The sequence below is a fragment of the Arcanobacterium sp. S3PF19 genome (genome assembly GCF_000758825.1).
Classification (GTDB): Bacteria; Actinomycetota; Actinomycetes; order Actinomycetales; family Actinomycetaceae; genus Arcanobacterium_A.
Genome location: NZ_JRMX01000015.1, coordinates 1 through 23,689 on the forward strand (window position 1 = coordinate 1; position 23,689 = coordinate 23,689).

At 55.4% G+C, this 23,689-nt stretch carries 19 protein-coding genes and 1 riboswitch; of the genes, 9 read left to right on the forward strand and 10 right to left on the reverse strand.

Annotated elements, in window-relative coordinates:
• Nucleotides 1–613 precede the first annotated feature (613 nt).
• Both HMPREF1631_RS05765 and HMPREF1631_RS05770 read left to right on the forward strand, forming a co-directional pair.
• The gene (locus tag HMPREF1631_RS05765; protein ID WP_034233511.1) at nucleotides 614–2,362 is read left to right on the forward strand and encodes an ABC transporter permease subunit; all 1,749 of its coding nucleotides are present in this window, start codon (nucleotides 614–616) and stop codon (nucleotides 2,360–2,362) included.
• Between the two features lie 100 nt (nucleotides 2,363–2,462).
• Nucleotides 2,463–3,896 carry a nitrate/sulfonate/bicarbonate ABC transporter ATP-binding protein gene (locus HMPREF1631_RS05770; RefSeq protein ID WP_052047175.1) on the forward strand — a complete coding sequence of 478 codons (1,434 nt, stop codon included), beginning with the start codon at nucleotides 2,463–2,465 and terminating at the stop codon, nucleotides 3,894–3,896.
• Between the two features lie 121 nt (nucleotides 3,897–4,017).
• Here the strand turns inward: HMPREF1631_RS05770 and HMPREF1631_RS05775 are convergent, their stop codons facing one another.
• Nucleotides 4,018–5,004: an aldose 1-epimerase gene (locus HMPREF1631_RS05775; RefSeq protein ID WP_034233513.1), complete on the reverse strand. Its 987-nt coding sequence runs from the start codon at nucleotides 5,002–5,004 to the stop codon at nucleotides 4,018–4,020.
• A gap of 141 nt (nucleotides 5,005–5,145) precedes the next feature.
• Complete coding sequence (gene leuS / locus HMPREF1631_RS05780) at nucleotides 5,146–8,031, reverse strand: leucine--tRNA ligase (RefSeq protein WP_034233516.1); 2,886 nt, start codon at nucleotides 8,029–8,031, stop codon at nucleotides 5,146–5,148.
• A 105-nt stretch (nucleotides 8,032–8,136) separates the two neighbouring features.
• Between leuS and HMPREF1631_RS05785 the strand changes: the two genes are divergently transcribed.
• On the forward strand, nucleotides 8,137–8,673 hold the full coding sequence (locus HMPREF1631_RS05785; protein WP_084707524.1) for an HIT family protein: 537 nt from the start codon (nucleotides 8,137–8,139) through the stop codon (nucleotides 8,671–8,673).
• On the opposite strand, the gene HMPREF1631_RS06870 is transcribed toward HMPREF1631_RS05785, so the two are convergent.
• Nucleotides 8,630–9,364: a vitamin K epoxide reductase family protein gene (locus HMPREF1631_RS06870; protein WP_156956243.1), complete on the reverse strand. Its 735-nt coding sequence runs from the start codon at nucleotides 9,362–9,364 to the stop codon at nucleotides 8,630–8,632. The genes HMPREF1631_RS05785 and HMPREF1631_RS06870 overlap by 44 nt on opposite strands.
• 40 nt (nucleotides 9,365–9,404) lie before the next feature.
• Nucleotides 9,405–10,175: an HAD-IIB family hydrolase gene (locus HMPREF1631_RS05795; protein ID WP_034233798.1), complete on the reverse strand. Its 771-nt coding sequence runs from the start codon at nucleotides 10,173–10,175 to the stop codon at nucleotides 9,405–9,407.
• Between the two features lie 222 nt (nucleotides 10,176–10,397).
• Here HMPREF1631_RS05795 and HMPREF1631_RS05800 point away from each other — a divergent pair, with 222 nt between their 5' ends.
• From HMPREF1631_RS05800 to HMPREF1631_RS05825, 6 genes are all read left to right on the forward strand, one after another.
• Entirely contained in the window at nucleotides 10,398–11,651 is a 1,254-nt protein-coding gene (locus tag HMPREF1631_RS05800; protein WP_052047177.1) for an AI-2E family transporter, read from the forward strand.
• A gap of 52 nt (nucleotides 11,652–11,703) precedes the next feature.
• Nucleotides 11,704–12,414, forward strand: coding sequence for a purine-nucleoside phosphorylase (deoD, locus tag HMPREF1631_RS05805; RefSeq protein ID WP_034233517.1), 711 nt, complete (start codon nucleotides 11,704–11,706; stop codon nucleotides 12,412–12,414).
• A gap of 50 nt (nucleotides 12,415–12,464) precedes the next feature.
• Nucleotides 12,465–13,175 (forward strand): metal-dependent transcriptional regulator, encoded by a 711-nt coding sequence (locus HMPREF1631_RS05810; RefSeq protein ID WP_034233519.1) that lies wholly within the window; start codon nucleotides 12,465–12,467, stop codon nucleotides 13,173–13,175.
• Nucleotides 13,176–13,468: 293 nt separating this feature from the next.
• Nucleotides 13,469–13,580: riboswitch (SAM riboswitch) on the forward strand.
• Between the two features lie 14 nt (nucleotides 13,581–13,594).
• Nucleotides 13,595–14,584, forward strand: coding sequence for a methionine ABC transporter ATP-binding protein (locus HMPREF1631_RS05815; protein WP_034233521.1), 990 nt, complete (start codon nucleotides 13,595–13,597; stop codon nucleotides 14,582–14,584).
• Nucleotides 14,581–15,330 carry a methionine ABC transporter permease gene (locus HMPREF1631_RS05820; RefSeq protein WP_034233523.1) on the forward strand — a complete coding sequence of 250 codons (750 nt, stop codon included), beginning with the start codon at nucleotides 14,581–14,583 and terminating at the stop codon, nucleotides 15,328–15,330. The genes HMPREF1631_RS05815 and HMPREF1631_RS05820 overlap by 4 nt, the downstream gene beginning before the upstream one ends.
• A 144-nt stretch (nucleotides 15,331–15,474) precedes the next feature.
• Nucleotides 15,475–16,311: a MetQ/NlpA family ABC transporter substrate-binding protein gene (locus tag HMPREF1631_RS05825; protein WP_034233524.1), complete on the forward strand. Its 837-nt coding sequence runs from the start codon at nucleotides 15,475–15,477 to the stop codon at nucleotides 16,309–16,311.
• Between the two features lie 200 nt (nucleotides 16,312–16,511).
• On the opposite strand, the gene HMPREF1631_RS05830 is transcribed toward HMPREF1631_RS05825, so the two are convergent.
• From HMPREF1631_RS05830 to HMPREF1631_RS05855, 6 genes are all read right to left on the reverse strand, one after another.
• Entirely contained in the window at nucleotides 16,512–17,342 is an 831-nt protein-coding gene (locus tag HMPREF1631_RS05830; protein WP_034233526.1) for an anchored repeat-type ABC transporter permease subunit, read from the reverse strand.
• A complete protein-coding gene (locus HMPREF1631_RS05835; protein WP_034233528.1) occupies nucleotides 17,339–18,076 on the reverse strand; it encodes a metal ABC transporter ATP-binding protein in 738 nt (245 codons plus the stop codon). The genes HMPREF1631_RS05830 and HMPREF1631_RS05835 overlap by 4 nt, the downstream gene beginning before the upstream one ends.
• The gene (locus HMPREF1631_RS05840; RefSeq protein WP_084707549.1) at nucleotides 18,069–19,007 is read right to left on the reverse strand and encodes a choice-of-anchor M domain-containing protein; all 939 of its coding nucleotides are present in this window, start codon (nucleotides 19,005–19,007) and stop codon (nucleotides 18,069–18,071) included. Before HMPREF1631_RS05840 ends, HMPREF1631_RS05835 begins: the two co-directional genes overlap by 8 nt.
• A gap of 26 nt (nucleotides 19,008–19,033) precedes the next feature.
• The gene (locus HMPREF1631_RS05845) at nucleotides 19,034–20,665 is read right to left on the reverse strand and encodes an anchored repeat ABC transporter, substrate-binding protein (RefSeq protein ID WP_232215454.1); all 1,632 of its coding nucleotides are present in this window, start codon (nucleotides 20,663–20,665) and stop codon (nucleotides 19,034–19,036) included.
• Between the two features lie 154 nt (nucleotides 20,666–20,819).
• Nucleotides 20,820–22,625, reverse strand: coding sequence for an aminotransferase class I/II-fold pyridoxal phosphate-dependent enzyme (locus HMPREF1631_RS05850; protein WP_034233538.1), 1,806 nt, complete (start codon nucleotides 22,623–22,625; stop codon nucleotides 20,820–20,822).
• Nucleotides 22,626–22,633: 8 nt separating this feature from the next.
• A complete protein-coding gene (locus tag HMPREF1631_RS05855) occupies nucleotides 22,634–23,680 on the reverse strand; it encodes a DUF1015 family protein (RefSeq protein ID WP_034233540.1) in 1,047 nt (348 codons plus the stop codon).
• Nucleotides 23,681–23,689: the final 9 nt, after the last annotated feature.

Consider the following 23,689-nt stretch of genomic DNA (forward strand, 5'->3'; position numbering starts at 1 on the left):
AACCCCCCCCCCCCCGGCAAATATGTCTTACAAAACGGCTGGGCGCGGCGGACTTCCGTTTTGGGGTCTGTTTTCGGAGACGGCCGGATCCGTTTTCGGAACACACACAGATTGCACAGATTCATCCGCGGAGTGCAGACGGCACCGAAATTCTCCCAAAACAGAGAAATCCGGAAAAGAAACGTATGTTGACAAACACACTGCCCGGGCTTATGCTGATTCAGGCCTCAAAGTGGGCCTGCACGGCAGTGTGCATCACCGTCAGATTAAGGAGGTGACCGGCCATGAATTATCACAGTAATATCTCAGATATGGATATCTCGGGTGACGGCCCCGGAAGTAAGTTCCGACATACTTTCTCCGCCGCCTCCCCGAACAGCGAAAACGGCAGTCACCCCTTCGGCGTGAAATAGCGTTTTCGGCATACTTTAAAATTATCGGTAATTTTCTTCCGCTGTTTGGCGGTTTCGGTTTCTTTTCCCGCCCGTATCTGCCTTTGGCACGGAAAAACGCCCGCCTGCGGGCATTGCCTGCGGCTGCGGCGTACGCCGGCGCCGGCGGCAATACCGAAACCCCGCGCGGAATATAAATATGACAGCACAGGAACTTCGTCATGACTATATTTACAGTCTCCCGGAAAAACGAAAACACGAAAAAAGTCACTTTTGCCACACGGCTGTATTCCGACGTCATCGTCTGTGTCGGAATACTGGCACTGTTTGGAGTCGCCGCATATGTTCTGCAGGGAATAAATATGCCCGTAAAACAGGGAAATATCCCCTCTGCCGTTTCCGCCGACCCGGCGCGGCTGCCGTATTATGCACTGCGTTCGGTGTTCCGAATGTTTGTCGCTCTGATATTTTCCCTGATCTTTACCGTTGTTTACGCACTGGCGGCGGCACGTGGCCGGCGGCTGGGAAGAGTCCTCATTCCCCTGCTCGACATACTGCAGTCCGTGCCGATCCTCGGTTTCCTTTCCGCAACGGTTACAGTCTGGCTCGTCATTTTTCCCAATTCCATGCTCGGCGTGGAAGCAGCCTCAATTTTTGCCATCTTTACCGGCCAGGCATGGAATATGACCTTCTCATTCCACAGATCGCTGCTCAGCGAACCGAAGGAACTGGACGAAGCGGCACGCAGCCTCGGTCTCAGCCGCTGGCAGCGTTTTTGGACTCTCGATATGCCCAATTCCGCAATTCCCCTGCTGTGGAACTGCATGATGTCGGTTGGCGGAGGATGGTTCTTCCTCACCGCTTCGGAAATGATCTCCGTCAACAACCGCACCTACGCACTGCCGGGTATCGGCAGCTTTGTGGCGCAGGCAGCCGCGGAAGACAAACCCGGCCATATCAGGTGGGCAATCGGGACAATGATAATCGTCGTTGTCGCCATTGATTTCCTGCTGTGGAAGCCGCTCACCGCATGGGCCGAGCGCTTTCGGATCACACACGGCGCCGGCGGGGAAGAACGGCGCAGCGCGGTACTCACGCTGATCCGTCAGTCGCATACCGACGAAATAATCGGCAGGATTTTTTCTCCCCTGCGTGAGCAGATTGACCGCGCAATGCGCATATTCGGCAAAACGGGCGCAAAATGGCACCGCGGCGGCAGAATGGAAAAACCGGCGGACTTCGCTTTTACGGCAGCCGTTTTGGCAGTAACGGCGGCGGCCGCCGCCCGCCTGCTTTTCTTCGTTTCGCAAACCACGGGTCTGGGAGAATTTGCGACTGCCGGTTTCCTCGGCGCACTGACGTTCATCCGCGTTGCCGTGCTCATACTTCTCAGCACGCTGATCTGGGTTCCGATCGGGGCAGTCATCGGAATGCACCCGAAAGTATCGCGGATTATGCAGCCGGTCGTCCAAATCTGCGCCAGCTTCCCCGCGAATTTCATTTTTCCTTTCGCCATGGTGTGGTTTTCGGCATGGCATATCGATTTAAGCCTGGGCAGCATCATCCTGATGGCTTTGGGAACACAGTGGTACATTCTGTTTAACGTCATCGCCGGAGCGAGCGCCATTCCCGGGGATTTGCGGGAAATGGCACGCAGTTTCCGTCTCGGGCCTCTGCTGCGTTGGAAAAGCCTGATTCTGCCGGCCATTTTCGGCCCGTGGTGCACCGGAGGACTCACTGCGGCGGGCGGGGCCTGGAACGCGTCAATCGTTTCCGAAATCGTCGAATACGGAAAACACCGTTTTTCAACTCCCGGTCTGGGCACATATATTGCCGATGCCACAGGCGCCGGCGACACCGCCCGTATTCTGGTCGGAATCACCGTGATGAGTTTAATCGTGGTTCTGAGCAATAAACTGTTTTGGGCCCCTTTGCAGCGCATTGCCGCCGGGCGGTTCACGGTCGGCTAAACCCGGGCGCACAGGCACACAGACATGCCGCCGCGCAGACAAATACGCACACACAGACAATATCCGAACGAAAATCCACAGACTTAAAGGACGGCAGATTATGAACATGAATACGGTATCGGCACCGAACACGGAAGCAATCATCCGCGCCGAACACATCAGCCAGAGTTTCACCGCGGAAAACGGAAGCACGCAGCACGTGCTGAAAGACATCTCCTTTACCCTGCACGAAGGGGAAATAGTGGCAATTCTGGGACGTTCCGGGGCAGGGAAATCCACTTTTCTGCGCACTCTTGCGGGCTTGGTGGAGCCCACCGCCGGCAGTGTCGCCTACCGCGGAAAAACTCTGACCGGCCCAAACCCGGGCGTGGCAATCATTTTCCAGAATTTCGCCCTTATGCCCTGGCTGACCGTGCAAAACAACGTTGAGCTGGGACTGCGCGCCCGGGGCGTAAAACGCAAAGAGCGCGCCGAACGGGCATTGGCGGCAATCGACTCCATCGGTCTCGACGGCTTCGAAAGCGCATACCCGAAAGAACTTTCCGGGGGAATGCGTCAGCGCGTGGGCATTGCGCGCGCACTGGTTCTTCGCCCCGATGCCCTGTTTATGGACGAACCGTTCTCGGCTCTGGACGTGCTGACGGCCGAAAATCTGCGGCAGGAAGTGCTCAAGCTGTGGTCGAAGAAAGAACGCGACATTAAATCCGTGCTGATTGTGACACACAATATCGAAGAGGCCGTGCAGATGGCGGACCGCGTGGTAGTGCTCGGTTCCCACCCGGGGCACTTAATCGCCGATCTGCGTATTGACCTTCCCCGCCCGCGCAACAGGCACAGCGCCGAATTCGGGCAGGCTGTGGATCGTCTTTACGCCATCCTGACCGGGGCGACATCCGCAGATACCACAAACACTTCCGGCACCGGGCACAGAACACAGACGGAACCGGGCGCACACGCCGCCGCGCAAAGCCGAGAAACGGCTGCGATCACCGAAATGCTCATGCGCCGGGCGGGAAATTCCAACCCCGCGCACGGTTCCGGAAACACACCGATACACCTGCTGCCCAATGCCACTCCGGGCGGGCTGGCAGGTCTGCTCGACGTGATGGCAGACACTCCGGCCGGACTGGATCTTGCCGATATCGCAGCCGATCTCTCCTTTGAGGTAGATGATCTGTTTCCGCTTGTCGACGCGGGAATACTGCTTAATGTGCTCACTGCGGAAAACGGGCACGTTACGATCACCGCGGAAGGGAAAAAGTGGCACCGGGCAGATATTCTGACCAGCAAACAGATTTTTGCCCGACTGGCACTTAACCATGCCCCGCTTGTGTGTGCCATCGACAGAGCGCTGGCAAACAACGGCGGAAAACTGCGCGGAGAACTGATTTTGGATCTGCTGCGCAGCAGACACCCCAACGGGCTGGCAAAACAGCAGTTTGAAACGGCTATCAGCTGGGGCCGCTACGGCGAACTTTTCGACTATGATGCAGACGACGACGAACTGACACGCACGGTCGGGCAAAGCGAATAAAAGGCGCGCCCGGCCGGGCGGCCTGTGCGTGCAGATCTGCTGCGCTTTTCTCTGTCTGTGCGCACAGGCAGAGAAAAGCGGCGAAAAGGGATTAAACTCCGAAAAGTGAGAGGGGCGCCGTTCAGCCCGCGTTGCACCGGTAACTCAAAGTGACGGTAACCGTCCGTTCCCCGCCGGCGGGCAGGCCGACGCTCGCCACCGAATCCGCACGGTTAAATGCATCGGGAAGATGGGAACTCGGCTCCAGGGCAATTGATTCGCGCGCGCCGTCCGGCAGACCGTCTGCCGTGAACATATGCAGCACGGGAGCCAGAGCGGGTTCCTGCGAAATGCGCACCTCCGCATTTGAACCCAAATCCCGCACAACAGAGGTAACCACGCCGTCGTCTTCGGGAATCAGACCGCGGAAAGACGTATCTTCCTGCGTGCTTCCCAAATATTCATATACCACCGGGGCCTGCACTCCCGCATAGGCTGCCTCGCCGGCGCGCGGAATTTTCTGCGCATCCACCAAAATTTTCGTGCGCGCGGGAATCTCCACCCGACATTTATTGATCGATTTCATTCCCGGGATTTTAATGTAGGGATGCCAGCCCACAGCGAGGGGAATCTCGCAGCTGTTTGTGTTTTTGGCGGTAATCTGCACGGAAAGATGCTCCACGCCGTCGGCACCGCTTTCCAGGGAGAAAGTGACCGTCACCGTAAAATTCCACGGATAGCCGGGGACGCCGCCGATTTTCGCCGACAGCACCAGCGCAGCCGGGGAAGAAACCCGCGAAAACTCCTGCGCACCGATCAGCCCGTGCATTGCGCCGCCCGGCGTATCACCGGCAAGACAATAGCGTTTGCCCCGAAAACGGTAGCTACCGTCTTTTATCCGCCCACACCAGGGAACCATTATTCTGCTGCGGGAAGCCACGGTGTTTTGCAGATCGGCGGCACTGCGGTATCCGGCGATCACTTCCTTTCCGGGCTCCGGCTGCCAGGAAAGCAGAGTCGCCCCCGCGGCAGCCACCAAAGCGGTGGCACCGGAATCGGCGGTAATACGCCACGCCCCAAGTCCGTCAAAGAGAGTTTCTTCAATTTGCGTAAAATGCGATCCGACCACTTCGTTTCCCCCTCGGCAAAATTGTTTCTGTGTTTATCCTACATAACATCGGCAGAAAAGTAACCGGTGTTCCGCAAAAACAGGCGCTGCGCTGCCGGTACGGTTTGCCGCAGAGAGGCTCCCCTCCCGCGGCAAACCGGTTCAGAGCACGATATTAACCAGTTTCGGCGCGCGCACAATCACTTTCCGCGGCTCGCCGTGCACAAACTGCCCGATTTTTTCCGAAGCCAGCGCGAGACGGCGCAGCTCATCCTCCGCAATATCCGGCTTTACCTGCAGCCTGTCGCGCACTTTGCCCTGCACCTGCACCACGCACGTTACCGTTTCTTCCTCCAGCAGGGATTTGTCCTCCACCACGGGGAACGGCTCGTGCGCAAGCGAATTTTCGTGCCCGAGACGCTGCCACAGCTCCTCGGCAATATGCGGGGCAACAGGCGCAACCATCTTCACCAGATCCTCCGCAACCCGGCGGGTGACCGTCCTGCCCGTAAGATAGTTGTTGAGCATAATCATCTTCGCAATCGCGGTGTTGATCCGCATATGCCGGTATTCTTCCGTCACGTCGGCAATCGTGCGGGCAACGGTTTTCTGCGTTTCGCGGTCGGGCTGCCCGTCGGCAACCTTCACTTCGCCCGTCGTTTCGTCAACGATATTCCGCCACAGACGCTGCAGAAAACGCTGCGAGCCGACCACGGCCCTGGTTTCCCAGGGACGGGAAATATCGAGGGGACCCATCGACATTTCATACACACGGAACGTATCGGCGCCGTAACGTGCGCACATTTCGTCCGGAGTCACGATGTTTTTCAGCGATTTGCCCATCTTGCCGTATTCACGGTTTACTTCCTCGCCGTGCCACATATATTTCGTTTCGCCGTCGGCGTTCGCGGCCGGCACTTCTTCAACCTCATCGGCGGGCACATACTGTCCGCGCGCGTCGGTGTAGGCATAGGCCTGCACATATCCCTGGTTGAAAAGCCTGTGGAAAGGCTCATAGGAGCTCACCCACCCCAGATCAAAAAGCACCTTGTGCCAGAAACGGGCATAAAGCAGATGCAGCACGGCATGTTCCACACCGCCCACATACAGGTCCGTACCGCCGGATTCCTTGCCCGGCCGCGGCCCCATCCAGTAGGCCTCGTTTTTCGGATCAACAAATGCCCGTTCGTTGTGCGGATCGATGTAACGCAGCTCGTACCAGCATGAGCCGGCCCAATTCGGCATGGTGTTTGTGTCGCGCCGGTAGGTTTTTAACCCGTCTCCCAAATCAAGCTTTACGTTTACCCACTCCGGCAGTCTTCCCAGCGGCGGTTCCGGCTGCGAATCGGCATCCTGCGGATCAAAAGACCGCGGGGAATAATCCGGTGTCTGCGGCAGCTCAAGCGGGAGCATGGACTCAGGCAGGGCGTGCACGGATCCCTCTTCGTCGTAAACGACGGGGAACGGCTCTCCCCAATATCTCTGCCGGCTGAAGAGCCAGTCGCGCAAACGGTATGTCACCGCGGCTTTTCCGCAGCCTTTTTCCTCCATCCACGCCGTAATTTTGGCTTTTGCCCCGTCCTTAAACAGCCCGTTGAGCGAAAGCGTATCGTTGGCGGAATTAATCACTTCACCGTCTTCGGTCCATGCGCGGTCCCACGCAAAACCGTCGGGAGCCTTCATTGTGGGCACAATATCAAGAGCGAACTTCACCGCGAAATCAAAGTCGCGCTGATCATGGGCGGGCACGGCCATAATCGCACCCGTGCCGTATCCCATCATCACATAATCGGAAGTAAACACCGGAATGTCTTTTCCGTTTATCGGATTTTCGGCAAAAATTCCCGTAAAAACGCCCGTTTTTTCCTTATCCGCATCCCCGCGTTCCGGTTCGGATTTGCGCGCCGCCGCCCGGCGGTATGCCGCAACCGCCTCACGCGGAGTGTCCGCGCCGTTTTTCCACTCTTCGGGAATGCCCGGTTTCCACTGCGCGGGAATGTTTTTCTCCTCCAGCATCGGATGCTCGGGAGAGACGACCATGAACGTTGCCCCGAACAGCGTGTCCGGACGGGTGGTAAACACTGTCAGCGTCTCGCTGCCGGTCTCGTGGTGCGCAGTAAAATCAACGTTTGCCCCGCGGGACTTACCGATCCAGTTCCGCTGCATGGACTGCACTTTTTCCGGCCAGTCCACATCGTCGAGATCGGCGGCAAGACGGTCGGCGTAAGCGGTAATGCGCATCACCCACTGCCGCAGATGACGCCTGAACACCGGGTAGTTGCCCCGCTCCGATTTGCCTTCGTTCGTCACTTCTTCGTTTGCCAGCACGGTTCCCAGACCGGGACACCAATTCACCGGCGCATAATCAACATAGGCCAGACGGTATGAATTTACCGTATCGTTCTTCTCTTTGGCGCTCAGCGCGCTCCATTTCCTGCCGTCCGGCAAAGGCCTGCTGCCGTCGGCAAAAGAGGCGATAAGTTCGCAAATCGGACGGGCACGGCCCTTGGTGCCGGGACGCCGGCCGGGCGCGTCCGGATCGTACCAGGAATTGAAAATCTGCAGGAAAATCCACTGCGTCCAGCGCATATAGTCGACATCGGTGGTGGCAAAGGAACGCCGTTTTTCATGCGACAGACCCAGTCTGCGCAGCTGGGCCGCCATATTGGCGATATTTTCCTCCGTCGTGACCCGCGGATGCTGACCTGTCTGCACGGCATACTGCTCCGCAGGCAGACCGAAAGCGTCATATCCCATGGTGTATAAAACGTTTTTGTTTTGCATCCGCTGGAAACGGGCAACCGTGTCCGTGGCGATAAAACCCAGCGGGTGCCCCACGTGCAGGCCTTTTCCGGAAGGATAGGGGAACATGTCCAGAAGGAAGAACGGCTCGGCGGATTTCTTTGCCGGCGGCATCGAATCGCCCACGGGATTCGGGGCATTGAACGTGCCCTCCGCGTCCCAGCGGTCCTGCCATTTGGCTTCGATCCGGTTTGCCAATGCGGCACTGTAACGGTACGGAAATACGGAGTCTTCCTCGGTGCTCATAATTCTCCTTCAAGATAACTGGAAACCGGTTTAATGCTATCTCAATTCCCGGGCGATGATTAACGCGTTCTGGATACCGGGCAGAAATTCACTTAAAATGAACGCATGAGCGTATTTTCAATGATTATCGACGGTAAAATTCCGGGACGTTTTGTTTGGGCAGACGATATCTGCGTCGCTTTTGCCACGATTGAACCTGCCGCGCCGGGGCACGTGCTGATTGTGCCGCGGATGGAAGTCGATAAGTATTCCGATCTGCCGGCGAATGTATTTGCGCACATGGCTGAGGTAAGCCAGATTATCGGCCGGGCACAGGAAAAGGCTTTCCACGTTCCCCGGGCAATTATTTCCATTCTCGGATTCGATGTTCCCCACACACACATTCACGTGATTCCCGCCCGGCCCGAGACCGTGAAAGTACTGGGAAACGAAAAACCCGCGCAGCCGGCGGAACTGGACTGCGCGATGCATAAACTGCGCAGCGCGGTGCGCGAAATGGGATATGCCGACTTTGTGCCCGAAAAAATGGACAGCCCGAAAACCAAATCCGCCGGAAAGGGAAACGCGCCAAAGCCGAAGCCCGCGTCAAAACCAAAAGCTAAAACAGAAGCATCCATTTATCCCAAAAATAAAACAATATGAAAGCGCTCAGCGCGGCATATGCGGCCGTCAGAATCACCGGGTAGTTGCGCACCAAAAATTCGCCTCCGCGCACAAACCGCGCACCGCAGTGCCCTGCCTGCAGACACCGCGCCCACAGCAGCAGGATCAGCGGAACCGATATATACCAGGTAAGAACGCAGTACGGGCACAGTGAATGCGCCACAAAAAACGACTGATACATAAACCAGCACACCCAAACTGCCGCCGCACAGGCCCCCGCGGCCAGCAGACGCCAGATATTTCTGTGCAGACAGGCACCTCCGAGCAATGCCACGCCGAAAGCGGCAAGCGCGGCGAAACCGGCCAGGCCGAGCACCGAATTCGAAATGCCGAACACGACTTCGTTTACCCGCGTGCCGATCCATTTTCCGCAGCCGATAAGGGGATTCAGATCGCAGGTAAGGGAGGCACCCGGAGATTTCAGTTTCGTTTTTTCGGCCATAATCAGGGACAGCGCCGCATACATCCCCACCAGCGAGAGAATCACAATCGCCGCCGCGGTTCTTTTCCCGGTTCCCCCGGCCAGGGCATGCCCGTCGGCGCGGCCGGTCAGTTTCGCCAGCCGCGCATCAATTTCCGCCTCGTCGGCAGGCCGTACCGCAAAAGAGGAAGAGGCGGCCTTCTGCCCGCCCGCCGCGGAAAGAAAATCTCCGTCTGTTTCTGTGTTCATCCGTTTCTCCCGTTTTGTGTCGGATACGGTTTTTCCAAAATCATTCCCGGTCCTCCCCCGAAAAGCGGGCAGAATAGGCACGGACAAAAGCGTATGTATCTTCCCAGTTCCGCACCCGGTAGGTATCTATGCCCAATCTGCATACCGGATAATCGTTGCCCCCGGGATCGAGGCGGTCTCCGACAAACAGTATATCTTTTAAGGGGATTCCCGTCTGCTCGGACAGCCTGGTAATCCCAAAGGCCTTGTCCACGCCCTTTGCCGTCACGTCAACGGATGTCGAACCGCCGCCGCGCACTTCCAGCCCCGGCAGCAGCGGTGCCGCCGCACGGCGGAGAGCTTCTTTTTTCTCCCCCGTGGGATCCCATGCCTTTTTTGCTTCCAACGGAGCCTCCTGGCCGAGAGCCGAATAGGTGATCTGCGATCCGCGGTCCTCGATAATCTGCCCCCAGGGATGTTCCTCCCACAATCCCAGTTCCCGGGCTTTTTCCCGCAAAACACGCACACATTCTTCCCGCAGCCGCGTAGGCAGATCGCGTGCGTAAACCGTCTGCCAGGCACCGTTTTCAAAACGCAGATAACGGGTACCGCAGGTCGGCATTAAATGCAGATTCCCCAGCCGTGCGCCGCAGGCGGCAAGAGGCGGAAGAAGCTGTGTTTCAAATTGAGTGAACCGGCCGCCCGAAATAACGCATACCGCAATATGCTCCAGCAGCGCAGCAAGCTCCCGGGCCATCTTCCCGGGAAGCGGCGATTTTGACGGCGCCAGTGTGTCGTCCAAATCAAAGGCAATTATTCGGTACTGTGTCATTTCGCTCTGTTTCTCTCCGATTTGACTCTGCTTCCCGCAGATATCCGCCGTGTCTCTCGGTTCACCGGTTTCGGTGCCGGCATCCGCCGATTTGCGCGCGAAATGTATCCGGCACAACGGAAACCGGTTCGGTCGGCAAAATACCGGCGGTGTAAGGTACACTGTTAAAGTATATTATTTCATCGGCGCAACGGAAAACCATGTGAAAGACAGGTGTAAGGATTGTCCGAAAACAACACGGAAACCCGGGCGGACTTCCCCGTGCTTCCTCCCGTCCTGACCGTGCTCTCCGACTGGGCGTGGAGATTTTTGGCCGTCTGCGGGGCGGTCGCCGTCATTGCCATGTGCACTTTCCGTTTTTCGGTGATCATTATTGCCCTGCTCGTGGCAATGCTGCTGGCAGTGGTACTCGAACCGCTAAACAGTTTTCTGCACCGCAAAGCCCGGCTGCCGAAGTCGCTGAGCGCCTGCCTGACCGTGCTCTTCCTCGCCGCACTGCTGTTTGCCGTTCTTTGGGCATCGGGCACGGGAATATACCAGGGATTTTACAATCTGAGCGACCGTATCACAGGCGGAATGCTGCATATCGTCACCTGGGCGGAGTCGGCTTTCCCGAATCTGCGCGGACAGATCGAACACTCATGGGACTCCGTGCGCGAAGCCCTGCAGAACAACAGCGGCAGAATTGTGGGCGGTCTGATGATGCTCGGTTCTTCGGTGGGCACATTTTCCACGAGTTTTGTTTTCTCTTTGTTTGCGCTGTTCTTTTTTCTCAAAGACGGACGGCAGATCTGGCATTGGTTTGTCCGGCTGTTTCCGTGCCAATACCGCAATGCCGTGAATGAATCGGGAATCCGCGCCTGGGTGATGGTCGGCAGCTATGCGCGCACGCAGACGGTGGTGGCACTGGTCGATGCGGTGGGTATCGGTCTTATTGCCTACTTCCTGGGCACTCCCGTGGGATTCGTTCTGCCTATTTTCGTTTTTGTGTTTTTGGGTGCGTTTATTCCCGTGGTCGGCGCGCTGTTTTCCGGGTCCGTGGCTGTATTGCTGGTCCTGGTCAACAGCGCAAGCTTCGAAACCGCCGGGTTAATGCTTCTGGGCGTGCTGTTGGTGCAGCAGACGGAAGGCAATGTGCTCCAGCCCGTACTGCAGGGAAACGCCCTGAGCCTGCACGCATTGGCGATTTTCATTCTCGTTTCGGGAGGAACGGTTTTCGCCGGAATTTTCGGAGCGGTTTTCGCCGTTCCCATTGCGGCGGCAGTGAACGTGATTTTGCTGTATCTGAACGGACACGATATTTATCCCTATCTGGATACGGATCCGAACCGCCCGGGCGGCCCCAAGCAGGATTTTGCACAAATCACGCAGGCGCATTGGGAAAAGTTCGACAGCGACGTGGCGCAGAAACTTAGCCCCCGCGAAAAACGCAGGCTAAAATGGGAAAAGCGGAAAAAGAAATTTATCGGCCGGTAAATAAGGATTTTTCACAGTCAGTTAACAGTTTCAGACAGTAAAGGAATCAGATATGCCTACCCCCCACATCGGTGCCATGCCGGGAGATTTTGCCCCTGCCGTACTTATGCCCGGAGATCCGAAACGTGCGCAGCGCATGGCCCGGCAGCTGATGCCGGATGCCAAAACGGTCACCGATGTACGCGGAATTCTCGGCTTCACGGGCACGGTGAACGGAAAACCGCTGTCGGTCATGGCTTCCGGAATGGGACAGCCATCACTGTCCATCTACGTCAACGAACTGTTTTCCCAATACGGTGTGGAGCGGATCATCCGCGTGGGAACATGCGGGGGCATTTCGCCGAAAGTAAAGGTGGGCGATGTGGTGATTGCCTCCGGCGCGCACTACGAAGGTGTTTTGAACACATATATGGCACCGAACGTTCATTTTTCCGCGATAGCCGATTTTTCCCTGATGAGGGCGGCCGCCGAAGCTGCCGCCGGCGATCCGCGGGTGACTGTGGGACCGGTTGTGTCGCGCGACCGTTTCTACGGAGTCGATCCGCAGGAAAATAAGGCACTGGGCGAAATCGGGGCGCTCGGAATCGAAATGGAGGCCGGCGCGCTCTACGGTTTGGCGGCAAAATACGGAAAGCAGGCTTTAACCGTGCTCACCGTGTCCGACCATCTTTTTGATTCCGCTTCCGATATGACCGCCGAAGAAAGAGAATCAAACTTCCGCCGCGCACTGCAGCTTGCCCTGGCAGCCGCGCACTGCGAATAATTCAGCACACAGAGAATAATTCAGCACACAGACAACGAAAGCAGCCGGACGTGAAAGCAGCCCCAGATACAGTGCTCAGCACCACACACGAAGATTATTTAAAAAACATCTGGCATATCTGTTCTTCGACAAAGTCTCTTGCCGGAGTGAATGAGCTTGCCTCCAGAATGAATCTGAGTCCTTCCACCGTCTCCGAAGCCGTGAAAAAACTCTCCGCCCAAAACCTGGTGGAACACAGCAGATACAGCGGAATCAGGCTCACTGCGGCGGGAAGGGCAATTGCTTTGAAGATGGTCCGCAGACACCGTCTGCTGGAAACCTATCTTTTTACCGCGCTCGGCTATTCCTGGGAAGAAGTACACGCGGAGGCGGAATCTCTGGAACACGCGGTATCCGACAGATTTATTGCCGGAATCGACGCTCTTTTGAACCATCCGACACACGATCCGCACGGCGACCCTATTCCCGACGCGGACGGGGAAATCAAAATGGAAGAATCCGTTCCCCTTTCACAGGCACCTGCGGAAACAGCACTGAGGGTTGCCAGAGTCTCCGACAGGGAATCGGATGTGCTCGCATACCTGCGCGAACTGCGAATTCTGCCGGGGACCGAACTGCGGATCACGGCGAAGTCAGAAGTTCTCGGACTGATCACCTGTTTCCTGCCCGATTCCCCGGCCCCCGCCCAAAAAATCCAGATAACTCTGCCAATCGCGGAGGCGGTGTGGGTGCGCGCGGAACGTAACGCAGATCGGAAATAAGAAAAAATATCTCGTCCGCATCCCGGGCCGCACCGGATACACATCTAATAAATACGGTTTTTTCTGCATAATAATTCACTTTCGTTCCGTTACTGAATATGATTCCCAATTATCGCGCACTGCCCCACAGAAAAACCGTTCCCCCGGGGCACATGCCCTAAATCACAGCCTGTTTCAAAACTTTTCCGTTCTCGTTGATAACTCGGCATTTCTCTCTTCCCGGAAGATGTCCGGAACGTGAACCGGGCTTCTTCCGACTTGCAATGATGTATTTATTCATGCAAATATACAGTTGTTCATCAAGAGCAGCCGAGAGACTTGGCTCAGTGACGCTGCAGCCACCTACGGAAGCGGAAACCGAAAGGCAGCCGCCCGTAAAGGTGCTAAGGCCAAGACCGATGAGATAAACAGGAGTTCACGTGATTAAATTAGAAGGCGTAACGAAGATTTACCCCAGAAGGGGGCAGGATCCGGTGTACGCGTTGAATAATTTGTCATTGTCCGTTCCCTCCGGCGCAATACACGGAATCGTGGGGGAATCGGGAGCCGGAAAATCAACTCTGATTCGCTGTCTGACAGCTCTCGAGCGTCCGACGGAGGGGAAAATCGAAATTGCCGGCAAAGACCTGACGCAGCTTTCCGAACGGGAACTGCGCAACGAACGCCGCCGGATCGGCATGGTGTTTCAGGGAGCCAATCTGCTTGACTCGCGCACCGTCGGACAGAACGTTGCCTACGCCCTGAAAATTGCGGGCATACCGGCGGAAAAAAGAAAACAGCGCGTGAAAGAGCTGTTTGAACTGATCGGGCTCAGCGGACGCGAAACTTCCTACCCCGCACAGCTTTCCGGAGGCCAGCGTCAGCGTGTGGGCATTGCCCGCGCCCTTGCCGCAAATCCGAATGTTCTCCTGGCCGACGAACCGACCTCGGCGCTGGACACCGGCACAACCGAGCAGATTCTGCGTCTTCTGAAAGACGTACGCGACCGGACGGGCGTTACCGTGGTTGTGATTACGCATGAAATGTCGGTTGTGCGCAAAATATGCGACTCCGTGACGCTGTTGGATGCCGGACGGGCCCTTGAATCGAAAACCATTGAAGATGCGGTATCGGATCCGGAATCGGGTCTGTGCCAAAAACTGATTCCGCTGCCTGAAGTGGATCTGCAAAACCTGCACCACGAAACACTGATCGACGTATTCTTCACGGCGCATCCGGGCGAACCTGCCGGCTCCAAAGTTTTGGGTCTGGCCAGCCATTTGGGAGCGGATATTGCCGCCGGACTGTTTGAAACGGTCGGCAAAGTACAGCTCTCCCGGCTTGCGCTTGCAATTCCGCGGGAAACCACGGAACACGCACTCACGGCCCTGCGCGAAAACGGAATTTATGCAAAGGAGCGCCTGGCATGACGATTAGCGCACTTACACTTTTTGCACACAATACTTTTGCCGGCATTCATTCGGGTGCCGCCGCAGCTTCGCAGACCTGGCTGAACAACCCGGCAATACGGCAGTTTCTGCTGCCGGCAATCTGGGAAACAATTCTGATGGTCGTAATTTCCACGGCCGTAACCGTAATTATCGGCATTCCGCTGGGCGTGTTCCTCTGTGAGACGCGCAAAGGCGGTCTGCTGAATAAACCGATCCTGAATCGCGTTGTGGGACTGATAATCAATCTGGGACGGGCAATTCCGTTTATCATTCTGGCAATTATCGTTCTGTTTGTGATTCGCGCAGTGGATTTGCCCTGGCTGAAAGCAATCGGCTGGCCGGCATTCACCCTTACCCTCATCGCCTCCGCCGTGCCCTATTTTGCACGGATGATCGAGTCAAACGTGCTGGCTGTGGAAAGCGGAAAAGTTGAGGCGGCTCAGATGATGGGCGCCTCCCGGCTGCGGATTATGGCAGGCGTTCTGGTGCGTGAAGCCCTGCCCGCCATCATTCAGTCCACCACCATTTTGACCATTACCATCATCGGATATTCCGCAATGGCTTCCGCAGTCGGAGGCGGCGGACTGGGAGCGCTTGCGATCAACTACGGCTACCAGCGCTACCAATTTGACGTGATTGTGATCGTGGTCGTTGTAATTCTGATCATGGTTCAGCTCGTGCAGATGTTTGGCGACATGCTCAGCCGGTTGGCCGACCACCGCTAAGGCATCGCCAACCGGGAACAGGGCTTTAAAACCGCAAGAGCCTTAGTGTATCTATTGTCCAAAACAAACCATTTTCGACAGTGCGGATACACTTGTCAATAACCTGTAGTTCGCGCTGAAACCATATACTTAAAAGGAAAAACAATGTCTACATTCAAAAAATTCTCTGCCCTGCTGGCTGCCGCCTCTCTTGCCCTCGGAGCCTGCTCTTCTTCCGACGGAAAGGATAAATCCGCAGCGGAGGGCAAAAACGGAGTGACCAAACTGATTGTGGGGGCAAGTCCGGTTCCGCACAGCGATATCCTGCAGTTCGTGAACGACAAACTTGCCAAAGACGCGGGAATCGAGCTGGAGATTAAGCAGTACACCGACTACGTGCAGCCCAATGTGGCCCTCAACGCCGGGGAAATCGACGTAAACTTCTATCAGCACCTCGCCTACTATCAGGAAGAGGCGGCCACCAAAGGCTACAAATTCGAAGTCGGAAAACCGGTCCATATCGAACCGATCGCACTGTATTCAAATAAATACAAAAAGCTTGAGGACATCCCGGATGGGGCAACAATCGTAATCAACAACGATCCGTCGAATCAGGCACGCGGACTGAAACTGCTTCAGGACGCAAAACTGATTAAGCTCTCTTCCAAATCGCAGAGTGCCTCAATTGCCGACATTTCCGAAAATCCGAAACATCTGAAGATCAAGGAATCGGAAGCCGCGGCAATCCCGGTACAGCTTGCGGACGTGGATGCCGCGGTAATCAACGGAAACTTTGCACAGGAAGCAAAGCTTAAGCCCGCCGATTCGCTGTTCATCGAGTCTGTGGAAAACAATCCGTACGCAAACATCCTGGCATGGAGACCGGACAACAAAAAAATTGCCGCAATCAAAAAGCTTGAGAAGCTGATTCATTCTCCCGCTGTGGCAAAGTTCATCACCGAAAAGTACCCGGATAAGAATATCATCCCGGCTTTTAAGTAAACCCCGGCCGCAGGACCGGAAAAAGGGAGGGAACGGATTTTCCGTTCCCTCCCTTTTTCCCCTCGCCGCTCTGCACCCCGGCAGTGCACAGTTTTCGGCCGCTCTCCGCACAATCTGCCGTGCGCTGCTGTCTGCGCGGATCCGCCGCCCGGTGCGCAAATCGGGAAAAGATTCACCCCGCGCCGCACACCGAATCCCGGTCAGTGCCGGCGAATCGGGGAAAACACCCACAGCAGAATGAAAAGCAGTGCGGAAACAAGCACAATGCTCGCACCCGTGGGTAAATTCAAAGCCCACGAAGCCCAAATCCCCAAAAAAGCGGAAACCGCACCGATAACGGAGGCAATCACCATCATCGGAAATATCCGGTCCGTAACCATCCGCGCGCCGGCCGCAGGGGCAGTCAGAAGCGCGAGCACAAGGATATTGCCGATTGTCTGCACCGAAACCACAACCGCCGCCGCAATCGTAAGAAAAAGAAGAAGATCCAACATTCCCACGCGCAGACCAAGCGTGCGGGCATAATCCCGATCCACGCCGAGAAGCACCAGTTTTTCGTGAAATACCGCCAGCACGCTAAGAATACAGATCCCCGCGGCGGCAACAGTCAGAATATCTGCGTTTGTCACGCCCGTAAGCGAACCGAACAAAAAAGATTCCAAAGAACCCGTATAGCCGGGAATCCGACTCATAATTACCAGCCCCAGAGCAAATGCCGCCGCGAAAAAGATCCCGATCACCGAGTCTTCGCCCAGGCGTCTGCTTTGGGAGAAAAGAGCGATTAACAGAGCGACCGCCCCGCCGGCGACCGCTCCGCCCAGCAGAATCGATCCCTGCATCGCAAAGGCAACGGCAATTCCGGGAAATACGGCATGCGAAAGGGCATCTCCCACAAAAGAAAGCCTGCGCAGCACCACATGCACACCCGTAACCGCACAGATCACCGCCGACATCACCGCCACAAGCAGTGCTTTTGGCAGAAATACCAAATTTGGGTTGCACATATCGGCAAGAAAATCAAAAAAGTTCATTTTGTTCCCATCCCCAGGGCACGCAGCAAAGCCGAATCCTCCCGCACCCGATAAGTTTCCGTCCACAGCTTCGGAATCAGCAGCTCCTGCGGTTTGCCCGCCGCACGCACGGTTTCGTTCAGCATAACCAGACGGTCGCAGATATCTATAGCCTGCGTAAGGTCGTGTGTGGACATCAAAATCCCCACACCGTTTTGCGCCAGTTCGCCAAACAAGTCCGAAAGAAGATCCTGATTTGGATGATCCAGGCCCGTAAAAGGCTCGTCAAGCAGCAGCAGCGCAGGATTTGGGGCAAGAGCCCTGGCAATCAGCACACGCTGTTTCTGCCCGCCGGAAAGCTGTGCTATTGTCCGTCTGCGCAGCTTTGCCAACCCAACCCGGTGCAGTGCCCGGTATACGGCAGCCCATTTCTCTTTTCTCCCCGCAAGCGCATCGGCCTTTCCCCCGCGGCGCGCAAGAAAAGAAGTCATCACCAGCTGTTCTGCCGACATCGGATACGACCAGTCGAGATTCTGTATCTGCGGCACGTAACCGATCTGCCGCTCTGCGGCAATCTCACCGCAAGTGCGGCGCACCAGACCCATCACCGTGCGCATCAGAGTCGTCTTTCCCGCTCCGTTCGGCCCGATCAGACCGACCAATTCCCCCCGGCGGACGTGCAGGCTCACATCTTTGAGAACTTCCTGCGTGCCCAGGGAAACACACAGATCTTCTATTCTTAATGCGTCATTCATCGATTCCCGCCATTTTCTCGGCTGCCCGGCGCTCGCGCAGCGTACGTCTGCGCATATACAGTGCCCCGGCGGTAACCGCCGAAGCGGCGGCCGCCAAAAATACCGCCACCGCCAAAGGCAGAAGCGTCATGCGCTCAAGTATGCCGGGCTGCGCCGATTTCACGGCAGTGGCGGGCGGATTTGTCTTCGTCCATGCCATAGCCAGGACGCGCTGCGCATCTGCCGCGTCACCCACCGCAAAACGCAGTATTTTTGTGTCTTCGACGGACGTCCCGTCTTTCAGCCGGGCCTGCGCGCTTAAACGCAGCAAATGTTCTCCCGGTTTTGTAAACACCCAGTTTGCGTGGGTGTGCGTGTTCGGCTCCACGTGAATCGGCTGTGAAACGGACCGGCGTGAGTTCCACAGTTCCTGCGGGCCGGAAAAATTACCCGCCTGCACAAAACCGTGGAAATCCCCGGCTCCCTGATGCCCTGCGTAAATCAGCGACACTCCCCCGTTCACGCTTCGGGCCACTTCCGGAGACTGCGTATTCCAGCCCAGCCAGACAACGCCCGGAATCTCCTGCTGCGGAATCACCCATACCCTGCCGGTGGCATTGATAAAAGAATATTCGTCTTTCTTTGGAATTTCGGCCTGCGCTTTGTCCGAAACCCGGAAAACGACATCTTCCGGATGGCGCCAAACCGGTGTTTTCCCCGAGTCGTCGCGCACCATCAGCTCCCATTTTCCGCCAATGATTTTCGGACCCAGATCCATATGGCCGGCAGAAATCTCCACTGCCGTCCCCTTTGGCGCAATATGCTCATTTTCCTCCACAACCTGCGTCAGCGCCGGGTCGGAAGGATTTGGCTGAGAATCGGCAGCCGCAGGCTGTGCGGCACACAGCAGCACAGGAAGGACGGCAGAGAGTTTTCGCAGGTGTTTCATCATATTATTCCTTTTTCCGCGTTTTCGTTTCACTGTTTTTCCGCTGCCGGGGAGGGACTCTGCGCGATGTTGGGATTCCATGCCGGCAAAGATTCCCGATCCAGACAGGATTTCAGAGATTTGGTATTAAATTCCATCAGCTTTATGTATGTGTTTATCTGCCCGGAGAAAGTGTCCGAATATATTTCACACACAGCGGTATTCGCCCTATGCGCGGCGGAAATAAGCTCGGGCACATGTGCTTTTGACGTCGGCTCGAGAAAAACCGCTTTCCCGGGAAGGGAACGCAGGGTCCGTGTCAGGTTCGCCAGCTGCACCACGGACGGTTCCAGCGACGGATTCGGGGCAACGAATCCCGCAATTTTAAATCCGTAGGCTTTGGCAAGATAGCCGAAAGAATCATGGGCGGTAACCAGGGTACGCCGCTCTTTCGGCACGGACGTAAGAACGTCGCGCATCCAGGCGTCCAGGCGGTTCAGTTTTTCCCTGTATTTGACCGCATTTTCCCTGTATTCGGCGGCGTGTTTCGGGTCTGCGCTTTCCAGGGCGGAAGTTATGCACTCCACATAGGCAGCCGCGTTGCTTACGTCATGCCACAGATGCGGGTCTGTTTCCCCGTGCACGTGTCTGCCCAATACCGCCTGTGCCAAAATCCATGCTTTTTCTCCCGGACGGCCGAGAAAACGCCATCCGTTGTCCGGAATATCCGCCGCCGCCGTGTGCGGCACCGCAATCACGGTGTCCTGCGGGGAAAACGAGGCCGTTCCGCCCTGCGGGGCATCGCCGAAAAGGTCTACTCCCCCGCGCAGCCGGGCGGTTATATCCATGTGCCCGCTATCGATCACGGTCTTTCCCGTTTTCTCCGCATTTGTGCCGACCGCAAACGTAACAGTCGCACTTCCCAGATCACGCTCTCCCGATTTGCCTTTCAGCACCGCTCCGAGCGTAAGTTTATATGTGCCCGGACGGGAAAATCCCCAGGACATATGCGTGTGCGCATTCGTGGGCAGGGAGACTTTACCGCGGGTCTGCGTTCCGCCGCCGCCCGTAATCCAGGGCGTGGGCCGGCCGAAGGTGCCTGTGGTAAATGCGGACAGAAGACCGGGGCCGGTTATTTTCCGGGCAACGATATCGACCGTTTCCTGCGAACTTCCCTGCCCGTCAACGCGAAATCCCAGCCATACCGTAGACAGCGAGATATCTTCCGTCAGATGAATGTGTTTTGCCCCGTAAGGCACCGACTCCTGCGCCAAAGCCACATTTTTTGCCTTTTCCGGCAGGTTTGCCTCAATCGTCGAAATCAGAGACTGCTGTTCAAGCAGAAGTCCGTTGGTGAAGGCGATATCCGCATTTGCCACATCCCGCACGGTAGCCACGGAGGGCTCGAAGGAATGGGGATCGGCACCGGGAGGAATCAATACGGAGATGTCGGCTTTTGGGGCAACATTGCGCACCAGATCGGCAATGATCGGAACGGAGGCAACTACCCTCAGCCGGCCATCCGCTGCGTCCCCCGCGGTGCCGGCAGAGCATCCGGCGAAGGACGCCATCGCACAAAACGCAGCACAGAGCGCTGCGCATTTCCCGCGCCGCGCACGGGAAATACGTCCACGCTTCGGATTTTCGGGGAAATATCCGCGCAGTTTTCCCCCAATCCGCACTTTCAGATTCAGTTTTCACACCGTCCTGCCAATTGGAATTTTTCCGACGGGACAATTCTAATTGATATTGATTCTCATTACCAATTTTAAGGTGTGATCCTGCTCTGCGCTTCCTTCCCGCACGCCAGACGGCCGGCCGAACCACGCAGCCGCTTCAGAACATCTCTTTCCGCAGCGCATCGAGCAAAACGTTGTCTTCTTCCTCATTGCGCACCGCAAGCCTGATATATTTTTTCCCGCCCATTTTCACGCGGAGATCTTTAATCAGTATCCCGTAGCGGGCAAGAAGGACCTGCGTCAGCTCTTCCGTTCCGATTTTGCCGGTAAGCTCGGCCATCACGTAATTGGCCTGGGAAGGTATAACTCTCAGCCCCCCGATACGGCTCAGCTCTTTTTCGAAACGCGCACGTTCGGCCCGGATGCGCACCAGAGCCTTCAAATAATCTTTTTTGTATTTCTCGGCTATCTGCAGATAATATTCGCCAAAAGAATTAATGTTCCAGATCGAAACATCTTTTTTGACCCTGCCTATCGCCCGGGTATCCCCCGAGGCCAGCACACCCAGGCGCAGACCGGGAACACCGTAGGATTTGGAAATGCTTTTCACCACAAACAAATGGGGAAAACGTTCAATGGTTTCCTGCCTGAGGAACGTGGGATCCGCTTCGTCGGAAAAATCAACAAAGGATTCGTCAAGAATAAATACGATTCCTTTTTCTTCGGCCCATTCGGCAATCCCGCGCATATCTTTCTTCGGGATATAATTCCCCGTAGGATTGTCGGGATTTACAAGAACCAGATTTTTAATATCTTTATCCCCGAAGAAATCAATCACATCCCGCGCGGTGTATGTGTAATTTTCGTTATCCGGATAAAAAGATACCGAGTTCTCTTTACCGTAACGGTTTGGATACTCCTCAAAAGTCGGCCGGATAAAACCTACTTTTCCTTCCAGATTATCCATAAGTGCCTTAATCAGTTCGGCGGCACCGTTGCCGACGGCTATATTCTCTGCCCGAATATTAAAATTCTTTCCCGCCAGCATGGAATTAACCGCCATTCCCGACGGATATTGGGTAAGGAGAACATCAAAATTGGATTTCAGTTCGTCGATAAGCTTTCGGGGCGGAAAATACGGATTCACAAGATAGCAGAAATCAAGCATCCCCGGATATCTCCAATAACCGCCGTAACGCGCAAACATCTTTTTCGCCCGCTCACCCGGCGGGCAGAAAATCGAAGAGGCAATATCCAAATCCTGCTCATCGTCAATCTCATACCATTTTTCATCCCTTATCCGCCTGACGCGCATCACCGAAGCGTCCACGGCGACAACGCTTTGCAGCACGCGCTCGTAATACTGATTTCTCCCCGCCGCGCAAAGATACGCCTCCATGAACGGAAAATAGCAATCGCGCAAAAACTCTTTGGAGAACTTATAGATATTTACCGTCTTCCAATAGGCGCCGCACCGGTTAAAATCAAATTCCGCACCCGGAATAAACGCGGTAATCCGGTCTTCGCCGTCAATTTCCACACACGTCCCGTCCATCCAGGATTCATATTTGTCAACCACCGCCAAATTCGGACGTTCATCCTCGGCCAGGCCGCGCAAAACAGCGTCGTCAAAAATCAGATCCGACTCAAGCAAAATGGTATCGTCTTTAACCATCTCCTCTTTCGCCAGATAAAGAGAATAGATATTATTTGTTTTATCGTAAATTTCGTTGTTTACGAATACCGTCTCTATCCCGGGATTCAGCTTCGAGACGTAATCCCGTAATTTTTCCCCCTCGTATCCGACAACGATAATAACCCTTTTCAGACCCAATCCTGCCAGCTGCCTGAGCATCCGTTCCATTAAAGAAACACCGTTTACCCGAACCATGCCTTTTGTTTGGTTTTGCGTGAGCCTCTTCAGCCTGCTTCCCATACCGGCGGCCAATATCAATCCCTGCACACGTCCTCCTACCTGTACTTTTTCATAATCAAAAACGAGGGAAACTTCGGTTCAAAACACGTTGACTTCGGCGGCATCACCTGATCGCGGTCGATAAATCCGACAAACTCGCAGAGCGTGGGCGCACACACCTCCAACAGAACGTCATTTCTGCCCAGAGTGTAGTCTCCCCGTTCAAAATCATTCCCGGAGACGAAAGACAAATCGGAAAAATCGTTTATTCTGAACGCAACGGTCAGGATTTGGGTGTTTAGCCTCAGCACATCGTTGTTCCAGAATTCATCGCCGTCGATATCGGACAGCCTGACGTACAGCGTTTCGTCCCCGTAGGTTATTCTGACGATGCCCTTTTTCAGCGCACGGCCGTCGGCAATCATCCTTCTGCTTTGAAACATTTTTTTTGCGGCATCGAATACGGCTGCGTCTATATTTCGCAAAATACGGTGAATCGGATAAATCACAACATCATCCATATCCGCCAGACACGAGAGCATGGTTTTTTTATGCCGCAGAATCGATGTCGAATACAGACGGTGATGACCGTCCGCCACGTAAAGGCATCCGATCTGCCTGTTATACATTTCCAGCAGACGCAGTGCCCGGTCACCGAGATAAACGTAGATCACCGTGTCTTTCACAGTGTAAATACCGTCGTTTTCCTCCTTTGCGGCATATTCGCCCAAAGGCAGGTGCTCTTTATGAATCAGCAGCACAGGCTGGGTTTCGGTATTGTAGATATTGAAATTTGCCAGCATCCCCTGCACCGTATCGGGAATAACCAGCTCATGCGTTTTCACTCTGCCGTTTTTGTATTCGTCAATGTCGATATCCGCAACCAGGCTGTAAACGTTTTTGCGCCTGACGAGAAAAGCGGCATTTTTATAATTTCGGACAGCGTCGCGGTTCAGTTTTTCCTTCTGCGTCTGCGAAAGAAAAAGCACCCGGCTGTCAAAATTTATTCTGCCGTCGTCTATTCGGGTCAGATTAATGAAATCCGGATCATAGCAGTTTCCGCTTACGTTCAGATACGAATCACTTATGGGGCATAATTTCAATCAGCTCAC